A 17559-nucleotide genomic window follows, 5' to 3' on the forward strand; every position below is an offset into this window, starting at 1 on the left:
GATCGTCGCCCTCCTGCTTTATCACACCGTCGGGAAAATTAAATCGAGCGCCTGCAGAGAGTCTTCCCAGTCGGCCCGTTCAAAAATGCCTTGCTGTAAAAACGCTTCCAGTTGCGGCCATAAGGTAATGGCTTTATCGAGCATCGGATCGCTGCCTTTGGCATAAGCGCCGACGCTGACCAGATCGCGGTTACGCTGGAAACTGGAAAGCAACTGTTTAAATAGCCGTACCCGCGCATAGTGCTGCTCGGTAATGAGCGCGGTCATCGCCCGGCTGATTGACGCCTCGATATCAATGGCCGGATAGTGCCCGGCCTCCGCCAGACGGCGGGACAAGACAATGTGCCCGTCGAGGATTGCGCGTGCCGAGTCGGCAATGGGATCTTGTTGGTCGTCCCCCTCGGTCAACACGGTATAAAACGCGGTGATAGAGCCGCCGCCATGGATACCATTACCGGCACGCTCGACCAGCGCCGGTAGCTTTGCGAACACCGAGGGCGGATAACCTTTGGTGGCTGGCGGTTCGCCGATTGCCAGCGCAATTTCACGCTGCGCCATCGCATAGCGCGTCAGCGAATCCATAATCAGCAACACATGCTGTCCGCGATCGCGAAAGTCTTCGGCGATGCGGGTGGCATAGGCGGCGCCCTGCATTCGCAGCAGCGGCGAAACATCCGCCGGGGCGGCAATCACCACCGAACGCGCGCGACCGTCGGGGCCGAGAATATTTTCGATAAAATCTTTAACTTCGCGGCCACGTTCGCCGATAAGTCCCACGACAATCACGTCCGCCCGCGTGTAGCGCGCCATCATGCCAAGCAGAACCGACTTACCGACGCCGGAACCAGCAAAGAGTCCCATACGCTGACCGCGCCCTACGGTTAACAACGCGTTGATAGCGCGTACGCCGGTATCCAACACATGTTCGATTGGCGTTCGCTGTAGCGGGTTAAACGGCGGCGTGATTAACGCGCCGGTTTCCAGCGTATCCGGCGCAGGCAGTCCGTCGAGCGGTTTACCGCCGCCATCCAGCACTCGACCAAGCAGGGCCGGGCCGAGCGGTAGCTGTTTGCCGCTTTGCAGACCGTCGCCATGCCCGTTACGGGCGTAAACGCGGGCACCGGGCAGAATGCCTTCGACCTCTTCCAGCGGCATTAAAAACAGACGCTGGCCGTTAAAACCGACGACTTCCGATTCCACCTCTTTGGTTTCAGGGCCGTCCTGGCGCTCAATAATGCAGGTGGCGCCCAGCGGAAGCTGGAGACCGGTGGCCTCCAGTACCAGGCCCGTGGCGCGGGTTAAACGTCCATAACGACGCACCGCCGGCAATAACGCCATTTTTGCTTCAAAGTTGTCGAGCGCGGTAAGCCAGCGGGTCAGGCGCGTGGTCATCAGAGCACTCCCGGCGCCGCCAGGCGACACAACTCTTGCCAGCGAGTAGCGACGCTGGCGTCCAGATCGCCCTCATCGGCAGAGACTTTACACCCGCCGTGATGCAACGTTGGATCCCCGCGCAACCGCCACCCGTGAAGGCTGAGCGTGGCGCCCAGCATCTCTTCCACCCGCTGTAAGTCGTCCGGATGCACGCGCAACTGCGGCTTGCCGCTAAAGAGCGGCTCTTGCTGCAACAGTTGTTGGATCTGTTTAATCAGTGCTGAGTTGTCCACCGCCGGCGTTTGGCCGATGACCTGACGCGCAGCCTCCAGGGCCATTTGCATCAGCCGTGAGGCGATAACGCTATCGAGCGCGTCAAGCGTGTTCTGAAACTCGCTCACTAACTGCTGCATACGGGCATGAATCGGCGCCTGCTGCGTCTGCGCCTGGGCTTGTCCTTGCTCCAGCCCCTGCGCTAACCCTTCCTGGTATCCCTGCGCGTGTCCTTTTTGCCGTCCCTCCGCCAGCCCGGCATTATAACCTTGTTCATGGGCCTGTATTTTTAGCTGCGCCAGCTCCTGCTCCAGCTGCTGTTCGGCAGTGAGTTCGGGCTCCGGCGTATCGTCTGTCAAGGTCACGTTATCAGCCTCAACCGGCACAAACGTTTCTGGCGGCGGGGCGAGATCGTCGGGGGTCCAGACTTGCCACGGCAATTCATTAGACATAGGTATCCTCGCCGCTGCCAATCACCATTTCGCCGGTTTCCGCCAGACGACGCACAATAAGCAGAATCGCTTTCTGCTCGTTTTCCACCTGAGACAGACGAACCGGGCCACGGTTGGCAAGGTCGTCGCGCAGGATATCGGCGGCGCGCTGGGACATATTGCGCAGGAACTTCTCGCGTAATGGCGGTTCGGCGCCTTTCAGAGCGATCAGCAGCGATTCGGAATCCACTTCCTGCAGCAGACGCTGGATACTGCGATCGTCCACATCCACCAGATTTTCGAACAGGAACATCTCGTCGATGATTTTCTGCGCCAGTTCGCCGTCGAATTCGCGCACAGCGGTAATAACCGCTTCTTCCTGCTGCGTTTTCATCAGGTTGATAATTTCCGCCGCGGTTCTTACGCCGCCCATTTTGCTGCGTTTCAGGTTCTGACCGTCGAGCAGGCCATTCAGCACTTCGGTCAACTCCGCCAGCGCCGCCGGCTGTACGCCGCCAAATGTCGCGATACGCAGCATCACATCATGACGCAGACGTTCGTCAAACAGCGCCAGAATATCGGCGGCCTGACTGCGTTTGAGGTGGACCAGAATGGTGGCGATAATCTGCGGGTGTTCATCGCGGATCAGGTCGGCGGCACTCTGCGGTTCCATAAAGTTGAGCGTTTCGATACCGCTGGTGGTATCGCGCGTTTCCAGAATATCTTCCAGCAGGCTGGAGGCGCGTTCTTCGCCCAGCGCTTTAACCAGTACGGAGCGCAGGTATTCGTTGGCGTTAATATTCAGTGCGGCGAACTGCTCCGCTTCTTGTTCAAACTCTGATAGTACGTCCGTCAGTTGTTTGTTGGAGATCTGACGCACGTTAGCCATCGCCGTACTTAGCGCCTGCACTTCGCGGGTGGAGAGGTGTTTAAACACCTCTGCCGCCCGGTCTTCGCCAATGGTCATCAACAAAATGACGCTTTTATCGGTACCGCTAAGATTACTCATGATCGTTACTCATCCACTGGCGAATGACCAGCGCCACCACGCGCGGATCGTTGTCTGACATTTCGCGAATACGCTGGCTCATCACCTCAGCGCCCAGACGCTGGTTAGCCCGGCGTTGCTGGAGCTGCTCGTCTTTGCTAAGGCGTACTTCCACGGCTTCTTCGGTTTCCTGGCGAACCTGCGCCTGTTCCTGCGCCGCTTTCGCTTCTTCAACACGGCGCGTCAACTGCGGACGTACCGCTTTGCGCCACAGAATCCAGGCCACCACCAGCACCAGTAACCAGCGACCTGCCGCGAGCAACTGATCGATAAAGGACTGCTGTTGCCAGAAGGGCAGTTCGCCGCCGGTGTTATCCACTGCGCTAAACGGTGAATTCACCACGTTTAGCGTATCGCCGCGTTTATCAGAAAAACCCATCGCTTCACGCGTTAAATCCTCGATCTGTTTCATCTGATCGGCGGTCAATGGCAGCGGTTTACCATCCGCCAGCGTTTTGTAATTCACCACGACAGCTACGGAGAGACGCTCAATATCGCCCACATTCATTTTGGTGTGACGAATGGTGCGGTCCACTTCGTAGTTACTGGTTTCATTACGCTGCGTATTGCGCGGGCCAGCACTGTTACTGTTGGTACTGGTGCTGGTTTGTGGCGTATTCTGCGCGTTTTGTTGATTAGTCGGCGGTGTGGCGATCGGCGCCTCGTTAGGCGGCGCTGGTTGGTTCGACAGCGCGCCAGGCACGCCGCCGGGATAGCCCGCGCCTACCTGTTCGCTAATATTCAACTGACGTGAACGCAGGGTGGCCTTCGACGCATCGCCGTTCGGGCTGTAGTGCTCTTCCGTCTGTTCTTTATTGGCAAAATCCAACTGGGCGGTTACCTGAGCGTGAACATTACCGTTCCCGACGATAGGCGACAGAATGGCTTCGATACGGCGTTGGATGCGGCTTTCCACATCATTAGCAAATTTTAATTGCGCGTCATTAAGGTCGCGACCGCTGGTATTGGATTGCGTGAGCAGATGACCGGATTGATCGACCAGAGTGACGTTTCCTGGCGGCAAACCGGCGACAGCGCTGGAAACCAGATGTACCACGGCGCTAATTTGTCCTTCATCCAGCGCCCGTCCCGGTTCCAGTGTGACGGTGACGGAGGCGGAAGGGGATTTTTGTTCCCGCACAAATAGCGACGGCTTTGGCATCGCCAGGTGAACGCGGGCGCTTTTTACCGGACCCAGCGTCTCGATCGTCCGGGCCAGTTCACCTTCCAGCGCGCGCTGATAATTCACCTGCTCGCTGAACTGACTGATACCGAATTTTTCCTGATCAAGCAGTTCAAAGCCTACCGCGCCGCCTTTAGGCAGCCCCTGCTGCGCCAGACGCAGACGCAGTTCATGCACTTTGTCGGCGGGCACTTCAATCGCGCCGCTGCCATTGGCAAAGCGATAGGGGATATTCATCTGGGTCAACTGCGCGACGATCGCGCCGCCGTCCTGATCGGAAAGGTTGCTAAATAGCGTGCGGTAATCGGGCGTTTTGGCCCACAGCACCATCGCAACGATGATCGCCACGGCAGCGGAACCCGCTACAATTAACGGAATTCGGGGATTCGCGCGTAGGCGATTAAGCCACTCGAGAGGTTTAGGTTGGGTTGCAGTCGATGCAGTCGCACTCATCTCGCACCTCGTGACTGATCGTGGACGGCGTTTTTTGCAAAGTGGAACAAGACTCACTCCCGGGTCAGCAAACTCGAAAAATTGACGGTCTCATTATTTGTGGTTTCGAATTTTTCTATGCGCTAAAAACCGAGGTTTTTTATCGTTATTTAACGCCTTTATCTTATTGACAAACTGGTAATCTCTGCTGCGTAAAAAATCATCCAGGGGAATAGCATGGCAGCAATACAGGGGATTGAAGGGGTTATTAGCCAGTTGCAGGCGACGGCGATGGCCGCGCGCGGGCAAGACACGCACTCGCAGTCGACGGTGAGTTTTGCCGGCCAGCTACATGCTGCGCTGGATCGTATTAGCGACAGACAGACGACGGCGCGCGTTCAGGCGGAAAAATTCACTCTGGGTGAGCCGGGCATTGCGCTTAATGACGTGATGGCTGATATGCAAAAAGCGTCCGTCTCCATGCAAATGGGGATTCAGGTGCGCAATAAGCTGGTCGCCGCGTATCAGGAAGTCATGTCCATGCAGGTTTAAGCCAGGGCTGAAAACCCATCCGCAACGAACTCCCGGGCGCTTACCTAGGTCAGCGGCGGGGGACGCGACGCCCATGCAACCAGTGCGTGATTATGTGGGCTTGTTTTTTGCGAGGCGCGCTCATTTTATTGATAAGCGGGTTGCACATTGTTGCAGGGACTTATTAAAAATAGGGTACGCCTGTTTACTGACGCCATTCATTCCTACTATTCGTTCTGAGGCTATTGTCATTGAGTTTGCAATCCAGAATGTTCCTGCAATATATGCGCCGTTGCGATAATACACGGTAAATTCTTTACTAATGCCTGGAATATCTGTTTCATGGAGATCCAGTATATACCCATACGGGGACAGATTATCAGCGAGACAGTGGGCAATGGCGCTCGGATGTGCATTGACCACTGTGACGGGTGAGTAACGGGCAGCGGCAAGACAGACGACTCCAATAATGGAGATGAAAATAATTTTTATCATTTTTTTGGCTTCTGCTGTGCATAAATAAATCATCACCTGATAATGTCAGTGAGTAAAAATATAAATACCTGATAGTCTTTTATGACGTAGAGGGAAAATAATAATTATTTTATGTTTTGCTTAAAATAGTCATGGGTTTTTCATCGACTCAGACAAAATTAAAACGGTATACGTTATATAATAGATTTATGCCACGGCGCACAAGACGACCTTGTCTGATTTCTTTTATGCGTTTTAGATTTTTGCCGGTTACGCCGTAAAAGGTCTCCCGCCGTAACGTACAGCGGGAGCATGCGTTTATTTTTGAATCAGATAACGAATTGTCGGGCCATCCTGCTGGATATCCAGCACCGTATAGCCGTGATTGCGCGCATCCAGTGGAATATTATTAATGGACTGCGGACAGTCGCTCACCACCTCCAGGATCTCCCCTTTTTTTAGCTGCGGCATCGCTTCCAGAGTGGCGACCGCCGGGTACGGACAAGGTTCGCCAACCATATCCAGACGGTAATCAGGGACGATATTTTTCATACAGATTCCTTAGCAGGCGTCAGCCCCGCACGGCGGAAAAAACGTTTTTCCCAGCCGATAATTAACATCAGCGCGGCAAATAATAACAGGTAGGTGACCAGCAGACCGCCCAGCGGACCAAAGGTATTCAGCAGGTTAACTTTATCCCAACTGGTCGCCAGCGCGGGCGCGAAATCATCCCAGTAGTAAGCCAGGATGGTCGAACCGATGACATTGCCGAGGCCCACCCACCAGTAATGCACCTGGCCTTCTACGGCGCGGTACATCCAGCCGGTTTCGCAGCCGCCCGCCAGCACGATGCCAAAACCGAACAGCAGTCCGCCAATGACCGCATTCGGGCCAGCCCACATAATTTTAGGTGCAACGCCCAACTGCACGTAGCTGAAAATACCAATGGCGCTGACCGCCATGCCGAAAATAATCGCTTTCGCCATATGGGCGCGTCCGGAGATCCACAGATCGCGAAAGGCCGAGGTAAAGCAGATTTGCGCGCGCTCGATCAGCAGCCCAAACCCGACGCCGAACAGCATCGCCAGCCCCAGTTTCGGCTGATGCATTGCCGTTAATAACGCCCAGCCAATCATGCCGATAAAGACCAGCATACCGAGCCTGAAACGCCGTCTTGCCTGATCCGGTTTCTGCGTCAGTGGTGAAGCCGCGGAGACCTTCTGCATTTTCACCGGTATGCGAAATATCGGCAGCAACGTAAAGCGGGCGCCGAACCAGGAGCCGATAGCGGTCGCCAGCGCAAAGAACCACGCGTGTAGGGAGAACTGCGGGATCCCGGTAAAAAAGGCGGCCAGGTTACACCCCATCGCCAGACGCGCGCCGAAGCCAGCGATCATGCCTCCGACCACCGCCTGTACGATACGGATTCGGCTGCGCGGCATACGCAGTTTTACGTTGTTGGCCCACAGCGCCGCGGCGAAACAGCCGCCGAACATGCCGAGGATCATCATGCCGTCGATACGCGTCAGCGGCGTACCTTCCAGATGAATCAGCTTGTAGTAGCCCCACTGTTCGGCATGAACGCCAAAAAGCTGCAAAATTTGCCCGCCCCAGCGGGTAAATTCGCCCGTCACGGCCCAGAACGTGCCGGTGATGCCAAAATAGTAGGTAGAGAGAATACCGGCTGCGATCACCGCAGGGGCCGGCGCCCAGAATTTAATTAACCAGGTTTGCTTGAAGTGTTGCCATGACATGTGTTTAGCCTCTGAACTCAGAAGGTGTGAAACAAGAAGTGCGCATACTACACCGATCACAGAATTTGCCTACACCTAATAAGCGGTAATACCGACTGGATCAAATTGCGGTCAGCGCCTGGAAAGGCTGGCGGCGTCAGGGCTTTAATGCCACAATTCCTCTTTCTTCTGATGCAGGATGAATGATGAAAAAAGTAGCGATCGTTGGCGCATTGCTGGTTCTGGCCGGATGCGCCGAGGTGGAAAACTATAATGATGTGGTGAAAACGCCCGCGCCGGCCGGTCTGGAAGGGTACTGGCAGTCAAAAGGCCCACAACGTAAGCTGGTGAGCCCTGAAGCTATCGCCAGCCTGGTGGTGACTAAAGAAGGCGATACGCTGGACTGCCGCCAGTGGCAGCGCGTTATTGCTCTGCCGGGCAAGCTGACCATGCTCTCCGATGACTTAACCAATGTTACGGTTAAGCGAGAGCTCTATGAGATTGAGCGCGACGGGAATACCCTGGAATATGATGGCATGACGCTGCAACGGGTCGCTCGTCCGACGCCGGAATGCGCCGCCGCGTTAGAAAAAACGCCGCTGCCGACGCCGCTGCCGTAATTTCGCTTCCCGGCAGCGCTCTGCCGCCGGGAACGCTCATCACACGTCCTCAATGACCCACACGCTGACGCTACCTGCGTTGCAGAAGAACGTCGCTTCGCCTTGATCATTAGTTACAACATGCTCACTGCGGTTTCCCAGAAAATCACGCCAGGTCTTGTTAGCGTAATTGTCGCCGAGCAGGAGGGTTTTTTCACCGTCGTCGCCATTGGAAAGTACAACCACACAGCCCGGATTCTCTTCAGTACCGCTGCGACTAAAGGCGATACAGTTAGGATGATCGAAAAAGAGAGTTTGTATACCGTGCGCAAAACGCTGACGAGCGAGGATCAGCCGATCCAGTTGGTTAATCACCGGCATGTCGACCCGACAGGTCTCGCCATTTTCGCCGCTATCCTCATAGCTGGCGCCGTATAAATCGGGATAAAACACCGACGGCACGCCGTTTTCACGCAGCAGGATCAGCGCATAGGCCAATGGTTTGAACCAGGGTTCTACCGGCGCTTCCAGCGCCTGTAACGGTTGTGTATCGTGGTTAGCGACCAGCGTCACCGCATGAAAAGGGTCGGCTTCTACCAGCGTGCCGGTGAAAATGTGGCGCATGTCATACTCCGCGCCGTGGCGCGAGGCTTCATGAAATTTCATCTGCAACGGCGCGTCGAACAGCATGGTTTTCCCGTCGACCTGATCGATGTACGTTTGCAGTTTATCCACTTCATGCGACCAGTATTCTGCGACAATAAACAGCGGTTTTGGTGCAACCGCCTGTACATGCTCAATCCATTCTTTATAAAACCATGCGGGTATATGTTTTACCGCGTCCAGGCGAAAGCCGTCACAGTGGGTTTGTTCCATGACCCAACGAGCCCAATATTTAATCTCTTCCGTAACCGCGTGATTGCGAAAATCGATATTTTCCCCCATCAGATAGTCGAAATTACCCATCTCATCATCAACCTGATCGTTCCAGCCATCGCCGGTATAGTCATTGACGATCTTAAAAATGCCGTCTTCGTCGGGATTCTCGATGTGATCAATGCCGCTGAAACAGTGATAGTCCCAAATAAAGTTGGAATACTGGCCCGCGCGGGCAGGGAAGGTGTAGCGCGTCCAGCCTTCGCATTCGATGATGTTGTCATCGATTTGCGTGCGGTCATCCTGATTCACGCGCTGAACGCGAATACGTTCTTTTTCGTCTGCGCCCATTTTGTGGTTCACGACGACGTCGAGCAGCACCGCAATATTATTTTTTTTGAGCGCGTCTATCGCCGTCAGTAACTGGCGTTTATCGCCGTACTTTGTCGTGATAGTTCCTTTTTGGTCAAATTCGCCGAGGTCAAACAGGTCGTAGCTATCATAGCCTACGGAATAGCCGCCGGAGGCGCCTTTACAGGCAGGCGGTAGCCAGACCATATTGATACCGATATCGTTCAGCCCATCAGCACGTTCCGCCAGCTCAGACCAGAGTTTACCGCCGTCGGGATAATACCAGTGGAAGTACTGCAATAACGTGGGGTTTTTCATCTTCCGTGCTCCAGAAGTCGTTTAGCCGACCTCTGGAGTATGGAAGAATTTTCATACGAGACGGGAAAATATTATGAGGCGCCAGGCGCGTCTGGCACGAGTAACATACCGGAGAGACGGCCATAAGCGTTGTTGAGTGATTTTTGGCGGGTGGATTGTCCGATCAAACTACTGAGTTCATCCAGTCGCTGTTGCAGCAGCCCTTTCAGGAGCTGCTCATTATCCAGCGTTTGTTTGATGTATCCGGCGACCATATCCTGAATACTTCGCGTAATGCCCGGTGGAGTTTGCTTTTCCATCACCGTTTCAATACTTTGCAGATAGGAGACCTCTTGTTGCAGTAAGAGATCCCATTCACCTCGCTGCGCAAGTTCAAGCAGCGATTGACTGAGCAGCGCAATACGCTGCCAACGGTTGATAAACTCCACGGTTGAGGTCATTAACGAGACTCCTGGAAAGATGCTTTCGGTGAAATCTGTTTCCAGGCTTCTGCAATATTGCTGAGTAACCCTTCCACTTCTTCGATGGCCTGAGCGTCGTTACGCAAATTAGCCTGCAGTAAACGGCGAATCATATAGTCGTATAGCTCGGAAAGATTCGTCGCAATCTCACCGCCTTTTTCCTGATCGAGGCCGGCTTTCAGCCCGTTATCGATAATATTGATGGCTTTGCTTAACGCTTCACCTTTCGCGACAACATCGCCTTGTTCTAAAAACAGGCGAGCGCGCACCAGAGCGCTATTCGCGCCATCAAACAACATTTCAATCAACTGATGCGGGCTGGCGCTCATCACGGCGCTTTCCACGCTGACTTGCGCATAAGCTTTGATACCGCTCGCGGTGTACATGGTGACCTCTGTTATCAGGACTTGTTCATAGCTGTAAATTGCTGGGTCAAATAACTACTGGTGTTATTCAGTTTACTCATCATGGTATCCAGTTGGGTAAACTGGGCCTTGTAACGGGCAACGGTTTCATCGATGCTATTGCTAACGGACAGGTACTGTTTTGTCAGGCTTTTCAGCGTGGCGTTAACGTTGTCCTGCGCATTATCAATAATGCCGTCATCCGCCAGATAACTTTTCACTTCGGTGGCAATTTTGGTGGTGATACCCGTTTCTTTACCATCGCCTACCAGCAGCTCACGCGCTGCGGCTGTGTTATCTTTCAGTACCTTGGTCAGCTTATCATCATCAATCTTCAGTTTGCCGGAAGTCCCATCCTGGGTGATGCCAATTTCCGCCATTGTTTTGAACGCAGAATTACTGCCGCTATTGGCAAATTGTGCCCGAATCCCGGTCTGGATAGTACGAACCACACTATCGCCTAACAGCGCGCCGTTTTTATCGCTGGCTTCTTCGCCCGGCTCAACGGCGGTATATTTAGTTAATGAGCTAAAGGTATCCACCAGCGAGTTATAGGCATCCACCCAAGATTTAATCGCCTCTTTCGCCTTGGTATCATCTTTCGTTACCGTCACGGTCGCGTCGGTCACTTTCTTCGTCAGGGTGAGCGTAAGCCCCTGAGGGGCGTCGGTTACGGTATTGCTCTGACGCTCAATGTCGATGCCGTTTACGTTCAGCTTCGCGTTTTCTGCTTTCACCAGCTCTTGCATATTGCCGGTATTGGTGGTGCTGTCATAAGCGAGTAGATCGTTAAGTTTTGTATCGCCTTCCACCGTGATCTTCATCGTATTGTCAGTACCGCTATTGGCGGTAAGCACCAACTGGAATTCGTTCTCTTTGACCTTAACGATACTGGCGGCGATACCGCTGTCGGCGTCATTGATGGCGTCACGGATCGCCTCCATGGAGGTGTCGCCTTTATCCAGCTTAATTTCCAGCGGCTCTTTACGTCCCGGCTGTTCAATTTTAATTGTCCGGGACGTGACCGACGTATCGCCCAACTGCTCTTTGGTGGTCGCGAAGGTGGTTTTTGTCGCCAACGACTGTGCGGCGGCAAGCTGGGTTACGCTAATCTTATAAGTCCCTGCGGCAGCGCCAGCGGTAGTACTGACTTTGAGATCCTCCGTCGTGCTGGACGCCACGGTAGACTTAAATAAATCCGCTTTATTTAACGCGGTATTTGCCGTCTGGAATTTTTCTAATGCGCTTTTCAATGTGCCATAGGCGGTTAGCTTTGCCGAATTCGCGCTCTGCTGTTTGGTAATTGGCGTTAAGCGTCCTTTTTCGTTCTTTGTCAGGTCTGTCAACAACTGGTCTAACGGTAAGTTTGATCCCACACCTAATGATGAAATTGAAGCCATGCCTTCTTCCTTTTTGATTGCAAACAGTAGTTAAGCGCGTTATCGGCAATCTGGAGGCAAAGTTTAATGATAATTTTGCAAAAATAATGCGCGGAATAATGATGCATAAAGCGGCTATTTCGCCGCCTAAGAAAAAGATCGGGGGAAGTGAAAAATTTTCTAAAGTTCGAAATTCAGGTGCCGATACAAGGGTTACGGTGAGAAACCGTGGGCAACAGCCCAATAACATCAAGTTGTAATTGATAAGGAAAAGATCATGGCACAAGTCATTAATACAAACAGCCTGTCGCTGTTGACCCAGAATAACCTGAACAAATCCCAGTCCGCTCTGGGCACCGCTATCGAGCGTCTGTCTTCCGGTCTGCGTATCAACAGCGCGAAAGACGATGCGGCAGGTCAGGCGATTGCTAACCGTTTTACCGCGAACATCAAAGGTCTGACTCAGGCTTCCCGTAACGCTAACGACGGTATTTCTATTGCGCAGACCACTGAAGGCGCGCTGAACGAAATCAACAACAACCTGCAGCGTGTGCGTGAACTGGCGGTTCAGTCTGCTAACGGTACTAACTCCCAGTCTGACCTTGACTCTATCCAGGCTGAAATCACCCAGCGTCTGAACGAAATCGACCGTGTATCCGGTCAGACTCAGTTCAACGGCGTGAAAGTCCTGGCGCAGGACAACACCCTGACCATCCAGGTTGGTGCCAACGACGGTGAAACTATTGATATTGATTTAAAAGAAATTAGCTCTAAAACACTGGGACTTGATAAGCTTAATGTCCAAGATGCCTACACCCCGAAAGAAACTGCTGTAACCGTTGATAAAACTACCTATAAAAATGGTACAGATACTGTTACAGCCCAGAGCAATACTGATATCGAAACTGCAATTGGCGGTGGTGCAACGGGGGTTACTGGGGCTGATATCAAATTTAAAGATGGTCAATACTATTTAGATGTTAAAGGCGGTGCTTCTGCTGGTGTTTATAAAGCCACTTATGATGAAACTACAAAGAAAGTTAATATTGATACGACTGATAAAACTCCGTTAGCAACTGCGGAAGCTACAGCTATTCGGGGAACGGCCACTATAACCCACAACCAAATTGCTGAAGTAACAAAAGAGGGTGTTGATACGACCACAGTTGCGGCTCAACTTGCTGCTGCAGGGGTTACTGGTGCCGATAAGGACAATACTAGCCTTGTAAAACTATCGTTTGAGGATAAAAACGGTAAGGTTATTGATGGTGGCTATGCAGTGAAAATGGGCGACGATTTCTATGCCGCTACATATGATGAGAAAACAGGTACAATTACTGCTAAAACAACCACTTATACAGATGGTGCTGGCGTTGCTCAAACTGGAGCTGTGAAATTTGGTGGCGCAAATGGTAAATCTGAAGTTGTTACTGCTACCGATGGTAAAACTTACTTAGCAAGCGACCTTGACAAACATAACTTCAGAACAGGCGGTGAGCTTAAAGAGGTTAATACAGATAAGACTGAAAACCCACTGCAGAAAATTGATGCTGCCTTGGCACAGGTTGATACACTTCGTTCTGACCTGGGTGCGGTACAGAACCGTTTCAACTCCGCTATCACCAACCTGGGCAATACCGTAAATAACCTGTCTTCTGCCCGTAGCCGTATCGAAGATTCCGACTACGCGACCGAAGTCTCCAACATGTCTCGCGCGCAGATTCTGCAGCAGGCTGGTACTTCCGTTCTGGCGCAGGCGAACCAGGTTCCGCAAAACGTCCTCTCTTTACTGCGTTAATCCGGCGATTGATTCACCGACACGTGGTACACAATCAAGGCAGCGAAAGCTGCCTTTTTTAATTCCGGAGCCTGTGTAATGAAAGAAATCACCGTCACTGAACCTGCCTTTGTCACCCGCTTTTCCTGTTCTGGCTCGGCCTGCCGCGACCACTGTTGTAAGGGCTGGAAAATCACGCTGGATAAGACGACGGTTAAAAAGTATCTCGCCAGTAAAGACGCGACGATTCGTACCATCGCGCAAGATAATATTATTCTGCTGAAAAAGAACAACAGCCACTGGGGCGAAATTAAGCTGCCTTCGGCGCTGGGGAATTGTCCCTATCTGGATGAGGACCGTCTGTGCCGGGTACAAAAAACGTTAGGCGCAAAGGCATTAAGTCATACCTGTTCCTCTTTCCCGCGGGCGCACCATACCTATAAAAATGAGGTACGTAACTCCCTGAGTCTTGCCTGCCCGGAGGTGACGTCCCGCATTTTAAACGATCCTGAAGCGATGGCGCTCGGCGAAAAAACTATCATTCAGCAGACATTCAATACTGCGCCGTTATTCCCAGCGCAGCAAAAGTTACTCAATCTGTTTTGCCTGAGTCTGATCAACCATGCCAACAGCAGTACGGAAGCCGCGCTCTATGCGTTGATTAAATTTGTCATGTATACGCAGAAATTTGCCAAAATAGATGATGCCGCGCTGGGCGAACTGGAACAGGTGTATGCCGCGTTACTTGAACAGTTGCAGACCGGCGTGCTGGCGCAGGAGTTAATGAATATCGCGCCGGACAGCAAGGTAAAAACCTCGCTGGTATTGCAGATGCAGGACTATTTCCGCTCGCTCCCGCTTAGTCGTGGCAGTGTTATCCTCGATCACTATATCCAGTGCCTTCTGCGGGTGCTGACGGCGGAAGAGGGCGTCTCAATGGAGCAGAAGGTTAGCGATATTGAGTCCTCATTAGCGCGCTGTTTACAGGCGGATGAGCAGCAGAAGAACTGGGCTTTCAGAAATTTAATTCTCTATAAAATTTGGGAAAATAATTTCCCCAACCAGCCGAATGTCGACCCGTTACGCGCGCTGTATATTATCGTGGCGGAATATGCGTTTATTAAGCTATTAACGGCAGCCAGCGTGTATGAGCGCGGGCGGCTTGAGTGGGATGACGTTACCAATATTGTGTATAGTTTTCACTCCCGCAGCCAGCATAACAGCGAGGTGGCGGCGAATTTTCATCGCCATATAGAAACGGTGCGTACTGGCGACGATCTGTCGATGATTCATCTTCTGACATAGTTTTGTTCGGGGTGGGCTTTTGCGCATCCCGTTTATCCTATCTGGCTGATTTTATTCTGCTCTTTGAACCGCTAAAAAGGCGCTACAGGTTACATAAGTGAAATAACCCTTCTTTTATAGCCTTATTCCTTCGATAGAACCCTCTGTAGAAACGGATAATCATGCCGATAACTCATTTAACGCAGGGCTGTTTATCGTGAATTCACTGTATACCGCTGAAGGTGTAATGGATAAACACTCGCTGTGGCAGCGTTATGTACCGCTGGTGCGTCACGAAGCATTGCGCCTGCAGGTGCGATTGCCGGCGAGCGTGGAACTGGACGATCTGCTACAAGCGGGCGGCATCGGGTTATTAAATGCGGTCGACCGATATGACGCTTTGCAAGGAACGGCATTTACCACTTACGCAGTGCAGCGTATTCGTGGGGCGATGCTGGATGAATTACGCAGCCGCGATTGGGTGCCGCGTAGCGTCCGGCGTAATGCCCGCGAAGTGGCGCAGGCGATGGGACAACTGGAGCAGGAACTGGGGCGTAATGCGACGGAAACCGAAGTGGCGGAACGTCTTGGCATCCCTGTTGCGGAGTATCGTCAGATGTTGCTCGATACCAACAACAGCCAACTTTTCTCTTACGATGAGTGGCGGGAGGAGCATGGCGATAGCATCGAACTGGTGACTGAAGAACATCAACAGGAAAACCCGTTACATCAACTGCTGGAGGGCGACCTGCGACAGCGGGTAATGGATGCGATTGAATCGCTGCCGGAACGCGAGCAACTGGTGTTAACGCTGTATTACCAGGAAGAACTCAATCTCAAAGAGATTGGCGCGGTACTGGAAGTCGGCGAATCGCGGGTCAGCCAGTTGCATAGTCAGGCCATCAAACGATTACGCACCAAACTGGGTAAGTTATAGGTCGCGCATGGTCGCACCCGAAAAGTGCCGCACAACGTATAGACTACCAGGAGTTCTCATGACGGTGCAGCAACCTAAAAGGCGGCCCTTGAGCCGCTATCTTAAAGACTTTAAACACAGCCAGACGCATTGCGCGCATTGTCACAAACTGCTCGACCGCATTACGCTGGTTCGCCGTGGCAAGATCGTTAATAAAATCGCTATTTCACAGCTGGATATGCTACTTGACGACGCTGCCTGGCAGCGGGAGCAGAAGGAGTGGGTGGCGCTGTGTCGCTTTTGCGGCGATTTGCACTGCAAAAAGCAGAGTGATTTTTTCGATATTATCGGTTTCAAGCAGTATTTGTTTGAACAAACCGAGATGAGCCATGGCACGGTGCGGGAATATGTCGTGCGTTTACGACGTCTTGGCAATTACCTCAGCGAGCAAAACATTTCCCACGATCTGCTGCAGGACGGTTTTCTCGATGAAAGCCTGGCGCCATGGTTGCCGCAAACCAGCACCAATAATTACCGTATCGCACTGCGTAAATACCAGCAATATAAAGCGCATCAGCAGATTGCGCCCAGACAGAAATCCCCCTTTACCGCCAGTTCTGATATATATTAAAAAAGCATAAGATGTAGCAGAGTCGTGTTGGTGAAACGTGGCAAACCTTCTACATTAGGCTGAGTCCCCCAAAGGTTCGCGAGACGTGACGATGCGCCATGGCGGGACACAGTCTATGGTCATTAACGGCAATATTCGGGGTTACTATGAAATTAGCACTGCTGGGACGTCAGGCACTGATGGGAGTAATGGCTGTAGCGCTGGTGGCGGGAATGAGCGCGAAGAGCTTTGGCGATGAGGGTTTGCTGAACAAAGTTAAAGAACGCGGCACGCTGCTGGTAGGGCTGGAAGGTACCTATCCGCCGTTTAGCTTTCAGGGCGAAGACGGCAAATTAACCGGTTTTGAAGTCGATTTCGCCGAGGCGTTGGCAAAACATCTGGGCGTTAAAGCGTCGCTGAAGCCGACCAAATGGGACGGAATACTGGCGTCGCTGGACGCTAAACGCATTGATGTGGTGATAAACCAGGTCACGATTTCAGACGTCCGCAAGAAAAAATATGATTTCTCTACGCCTTACACTGTCTCCGGCGTTCAGGCGCTGGTGAAAAAAGGCAATGAAGGCACGATCAAAACGGCGGCCGATCTGCAGGGCAAAAAAGTTGGCGTTGGGCTGGGGACTAACTATGAAGAGTGGCTACGTCAACATGTTCAGGGTGTGGATATCCGTACTTATGACGATGATCCTACAAAATACCAGGATCTGCGCGTAGGCCGTATTGACGCGATTTTAGTCGATCGTCTGGCGGCGCTGGATCTGGTGAAAAAAACAAAAGGTACGCTGGCCGTCACCGGTGATGCGTTTTCGCGTCAGGAGTCCGGCGTTGCGTTACGTAAAGGCAACGAAGACTTGCTGAAGGCGGTAGATAACGCCATTGCGGAAATGCAAAAAGATGGCACCTTAAAAGCGCTCTCTGAAAAATGGTTTGGCGCTGACGTGACCCAATAATGTTCTACGTTGCCCGGCAGGCAGTGCGCCGCCGGGCAATATCAACCTCATACTATGTTAGCAAACGGAGGCGCGTGAATCGGCGCCTTTTTTATTTCCGTTAGATCAACGTGCATAATAAAAAGAACACACCACAA

Annotated in this window: 18 protein-coding genes; 7 read left to right on the forward strand and 11 right to left on the reverse strand. The window is 52.5% G+C overall.

Annotation, left to right across the window (positions count from 1 at the left end; translation table 11 throughout):
• Window positions 1–21: 21 nt before the first annotated feature.
• From fliI to fliF, 4 genes are read right to left on the reverse strand one after another with little or no spacing between them, the layout of a single operon-like run.
• Window positions 22–1392 (reverse strand): flagellar protein export ATPase FliI, encoded by a 1371-nt coding sequence (fliI, locus tag OLG56_RS08935; protein WP_000213257.1) that lies wholly within the window; start codon window positions 1390–1392, stop codon window positions 22–24.
• A complete protein-coding gene (gene fliH, locus OLG56_RS08940) occupies window positions 1392–2099 on the reverse strand; it encodes a flagellar assembly protein FliH (protein WP_000064158.1) in 708 nt (235 codons plus the stop codon). Before fliH ends, fliI begins: the two co-directional genes overlap by 1 nt.
• Window positions 2092–3087 (reverse strand): flagellar motor switch protein FliG, encoded by a 996-nt coding sequence (fliG, locus tag OLG56_RS08945; protein ID WP_000067735.1) that lies wholly within the window; start codon window positions 3085–3087, stop codon window positions 2092–2094. The genes fliH and fliG overlap by 8 nt, the downstream gene beginning before the upstream one ends.
• Entirely contained in the window at window positions 3080–4762 is a 1683-nt protein-coding gene (gene fliF / locus OLG56_RS08950; RefSeq protein WP_023231004.1) for a flagellar basal-body MS-ring/collar protein FliF, read from the reverse strand. The genes fliG and fliF overlap by 8 nt, the downstream gene beginning before the upstream one ends.
• A gap of 216 nt (window positions 4763–4978) precedes the next feature.
• Here fliF and fliE point away from each other — a divergent pair, with 216 nt between their 5' ends.
• The gene (fliE, locus tag OLG56_RS08955) at window positions 4979–5293 is read left to right on the forward strand and encodes a flagellar hook-basal body complex protein FliE (protein WP_001529222.1); all 315 of its coding nucleotides are present in this window, start codon (window positions 4979–4981) and stop codon (window positions 5291–5293) included.
• Between the two features lie 120 nt (window positions 5294–5413).
• Here fliE and OLG56_RS08960 read toward each other — a convergent pair whose 3' ends face one another.
• The 3 genes from OLG56_RS08960 to yedE all read right to left on the reverse strand — a co-directional run bounded on the left by OLG56_RS08960 (window position 5414) and on the right by yedE (window position 7500).
• On the reverse strand, window positions 5414–5800 hold the full coding sequence (locus tag OLG56_RS08960; protein WP_077908838.1) for a hypothetical protein: 387 nt from the start codon (window positions 5798–5800) through the stop codon (window positions 5414–5416).
• 264 nt (window positions 5801–6064) lie between these two features.
• Window positions 6065–6298 (reverse strand): sulfurtransferase-like selenium metabolism protein YedF, encoded by a 234-nt coding sequence (yedF, locus tag OLG56_RS08965; RefSeq protein WP_000790504.1) that lies wholly within the window; start codon window positions 6296–6298, stop codon window positions 6065–6067.
• On the reverse strand, window positions 6295–7500 hold the full coding sequence (gene yedE, locus OLG56_RS08970; protein WP_001531105.1) for a selenium metabolism membrane protein YedE/FdhT: 1206 nt from the start codon (window positions 7498–7500) through the stop codon (window positions 6295–6297). The genes yedF and yedE overlap by 4 nt, the downstream gene beginning before the upstream one ends.
• Window positions 7501–7685: 185 nt before the next feature.
• Here yedE and yedD point away from each other — a divergent pair, with 185 nt between their 5' ends.
• Window positions 7686–8099: a lipoprotein YedD gene (yedD, locus tag OLG56_RS08975; protein ID WP_000754694.1), complete on the forward strand. Its 414-nt coding sequence runs from the start codon at window positions 7686–7688 to the stop codon at window positions 8097–8099.
• A 39-nt stretch (window positions 8100–8138) separates the two neighbouring features.
• Here yedD and amyA read toward each other — a convergent pair whose 3' ends face one another.
• The 4 genes from amyA to fliD form a co-directional block, all read right to left on the reverse strand.
• Window positions 8139–9623, reverse strand: a complete 1485-nt coding sequence (gene amyA / locus OLG56_RS08980) for an alpha-amylase (RefSeq protein ID WP_061377436.1) — start codon at window positions 9621–9623, stop codon at window positions 8139–8141.
• 71 nt (window positions 9624–9694) lie between these two features.
• The gene (gene fliT / locus OLG56_RS08985) at window positions 9695–10063 is read right to left on the reverse strand and encodes a flagella biosynthesis regulatory protein FliT (RefSeq protein ID WP_000204899.1); all 369 of its coding nucleotides are present in this window, start codon (window positions 10061–10063) and stop codon (window positions 9695–9697) included.
• Window positions 10063–10470 carry a flagellar export chaperone FliS gene (gene fliS / locus OLG56_RS08990; RefSeq protein WP_000287764.1) on the reverse strand — a complete coding sequence of 136 codons (408 nt, stop codon included), beginning with the start codon at window positions 10468–10470 and terminating at the stop codon, window positions 10063–10065. The genes fliT and fliS overlap by 1 nt, the downstream gene beginning before the upstream one ends.
• 14 nt (window positions 10471–10484) lie before the next feature.
• Complete coding sequence (gene fliD, locus OLG56_RS08995) at window positions 10485–11888, reverse strand: flagellar filament capping protein FliD (RefSeq protein WP_000146808.1); 1404 nt, start codon at window positions 11886–11888, stop codon at window positions 10485–10487.
• Between the two features lie 256 nt (window positions 11889–12144).
• On the opposite strand from fliD, the gene OLG56_RS09000 reads away from it, so the two are divergent.
• The 5 genes from OLG56_RS09000 (at window position 12145) to tcyJ (ending at window position 17422) form a co-directional block, all read left to right on the forward strand.
• A complete protein-coding gene (locus OLG56_RS09000) occupies window positions 12145–13665 on the forward strand; it encodes a FliC/FljB family flagellin (RefSeq protein ID WP_000079785.1) in 1521 nt (506 codons plus the stop codon).
• A gap of 78 nt (window positions 13666–13743) precedes the next feature.
• Window positions 13744–14949, forward strand: coding sequence for a flagellin lysine-N-methylase (gene fliB, locus OLG56_RS09005; protein ID WP_061377437.1), 1206 nt, complete (start codon window positions 13744–13746; stop codon window positions 14947–14949).
• A 196-nt stretch (window positions 14950–15145) separates the two neighbouring features.
• Window positions 15146–15865 (forward strand): RNA polymerase sigma factor FliA, encoded by a 720-nt coding sequence (locus OLG56_RS09010; protein ID WP_001087453.1) that lies wholly within the window; start codon window positions 15146–15148, stop codon window positions 15863–15865.
• 58 nt (window positions 15866–15923) lie between these two features.
• Window positions 15924–16475 carry a flagella biosynthesis regulatory protein FliZ gene (gene fliZ / locus OLG56_RS09015; protein ID WP_000218082.1) on the forward strand — a complete coding sequence of 184 codons (552 nt, stop codon included), beginning with the start codon at window positions 15924–15926 and terminating at the stop codon, window positions 16473–16475.
• Window positions 16476–16621: 146 nt separating this feature from the next.
• Entirely contained in the window at window positions 16622–17422 is an 801-nt protein-coding gene (tcyJ, locus tag OLG56_RS09020; protein ID WP_207011591.1) for a cystine ABC transporter substrate-binding protein, read from the forward strand.
• The last annotated feature ends 137 nt before the right edge of the window (window positions 17423–17559 follow it).

The sequence above is a fragment of the Salmonella sp. 2018103 genome, from assembly GCF_026247685.1.
Classification (GTDB): domain Bacteria; phylum Pseudomonadota; class Gammaproteobacteria; order Enterobacterales; family Enterobacteriaceae; genus Salmonella; species Salmonella enterica.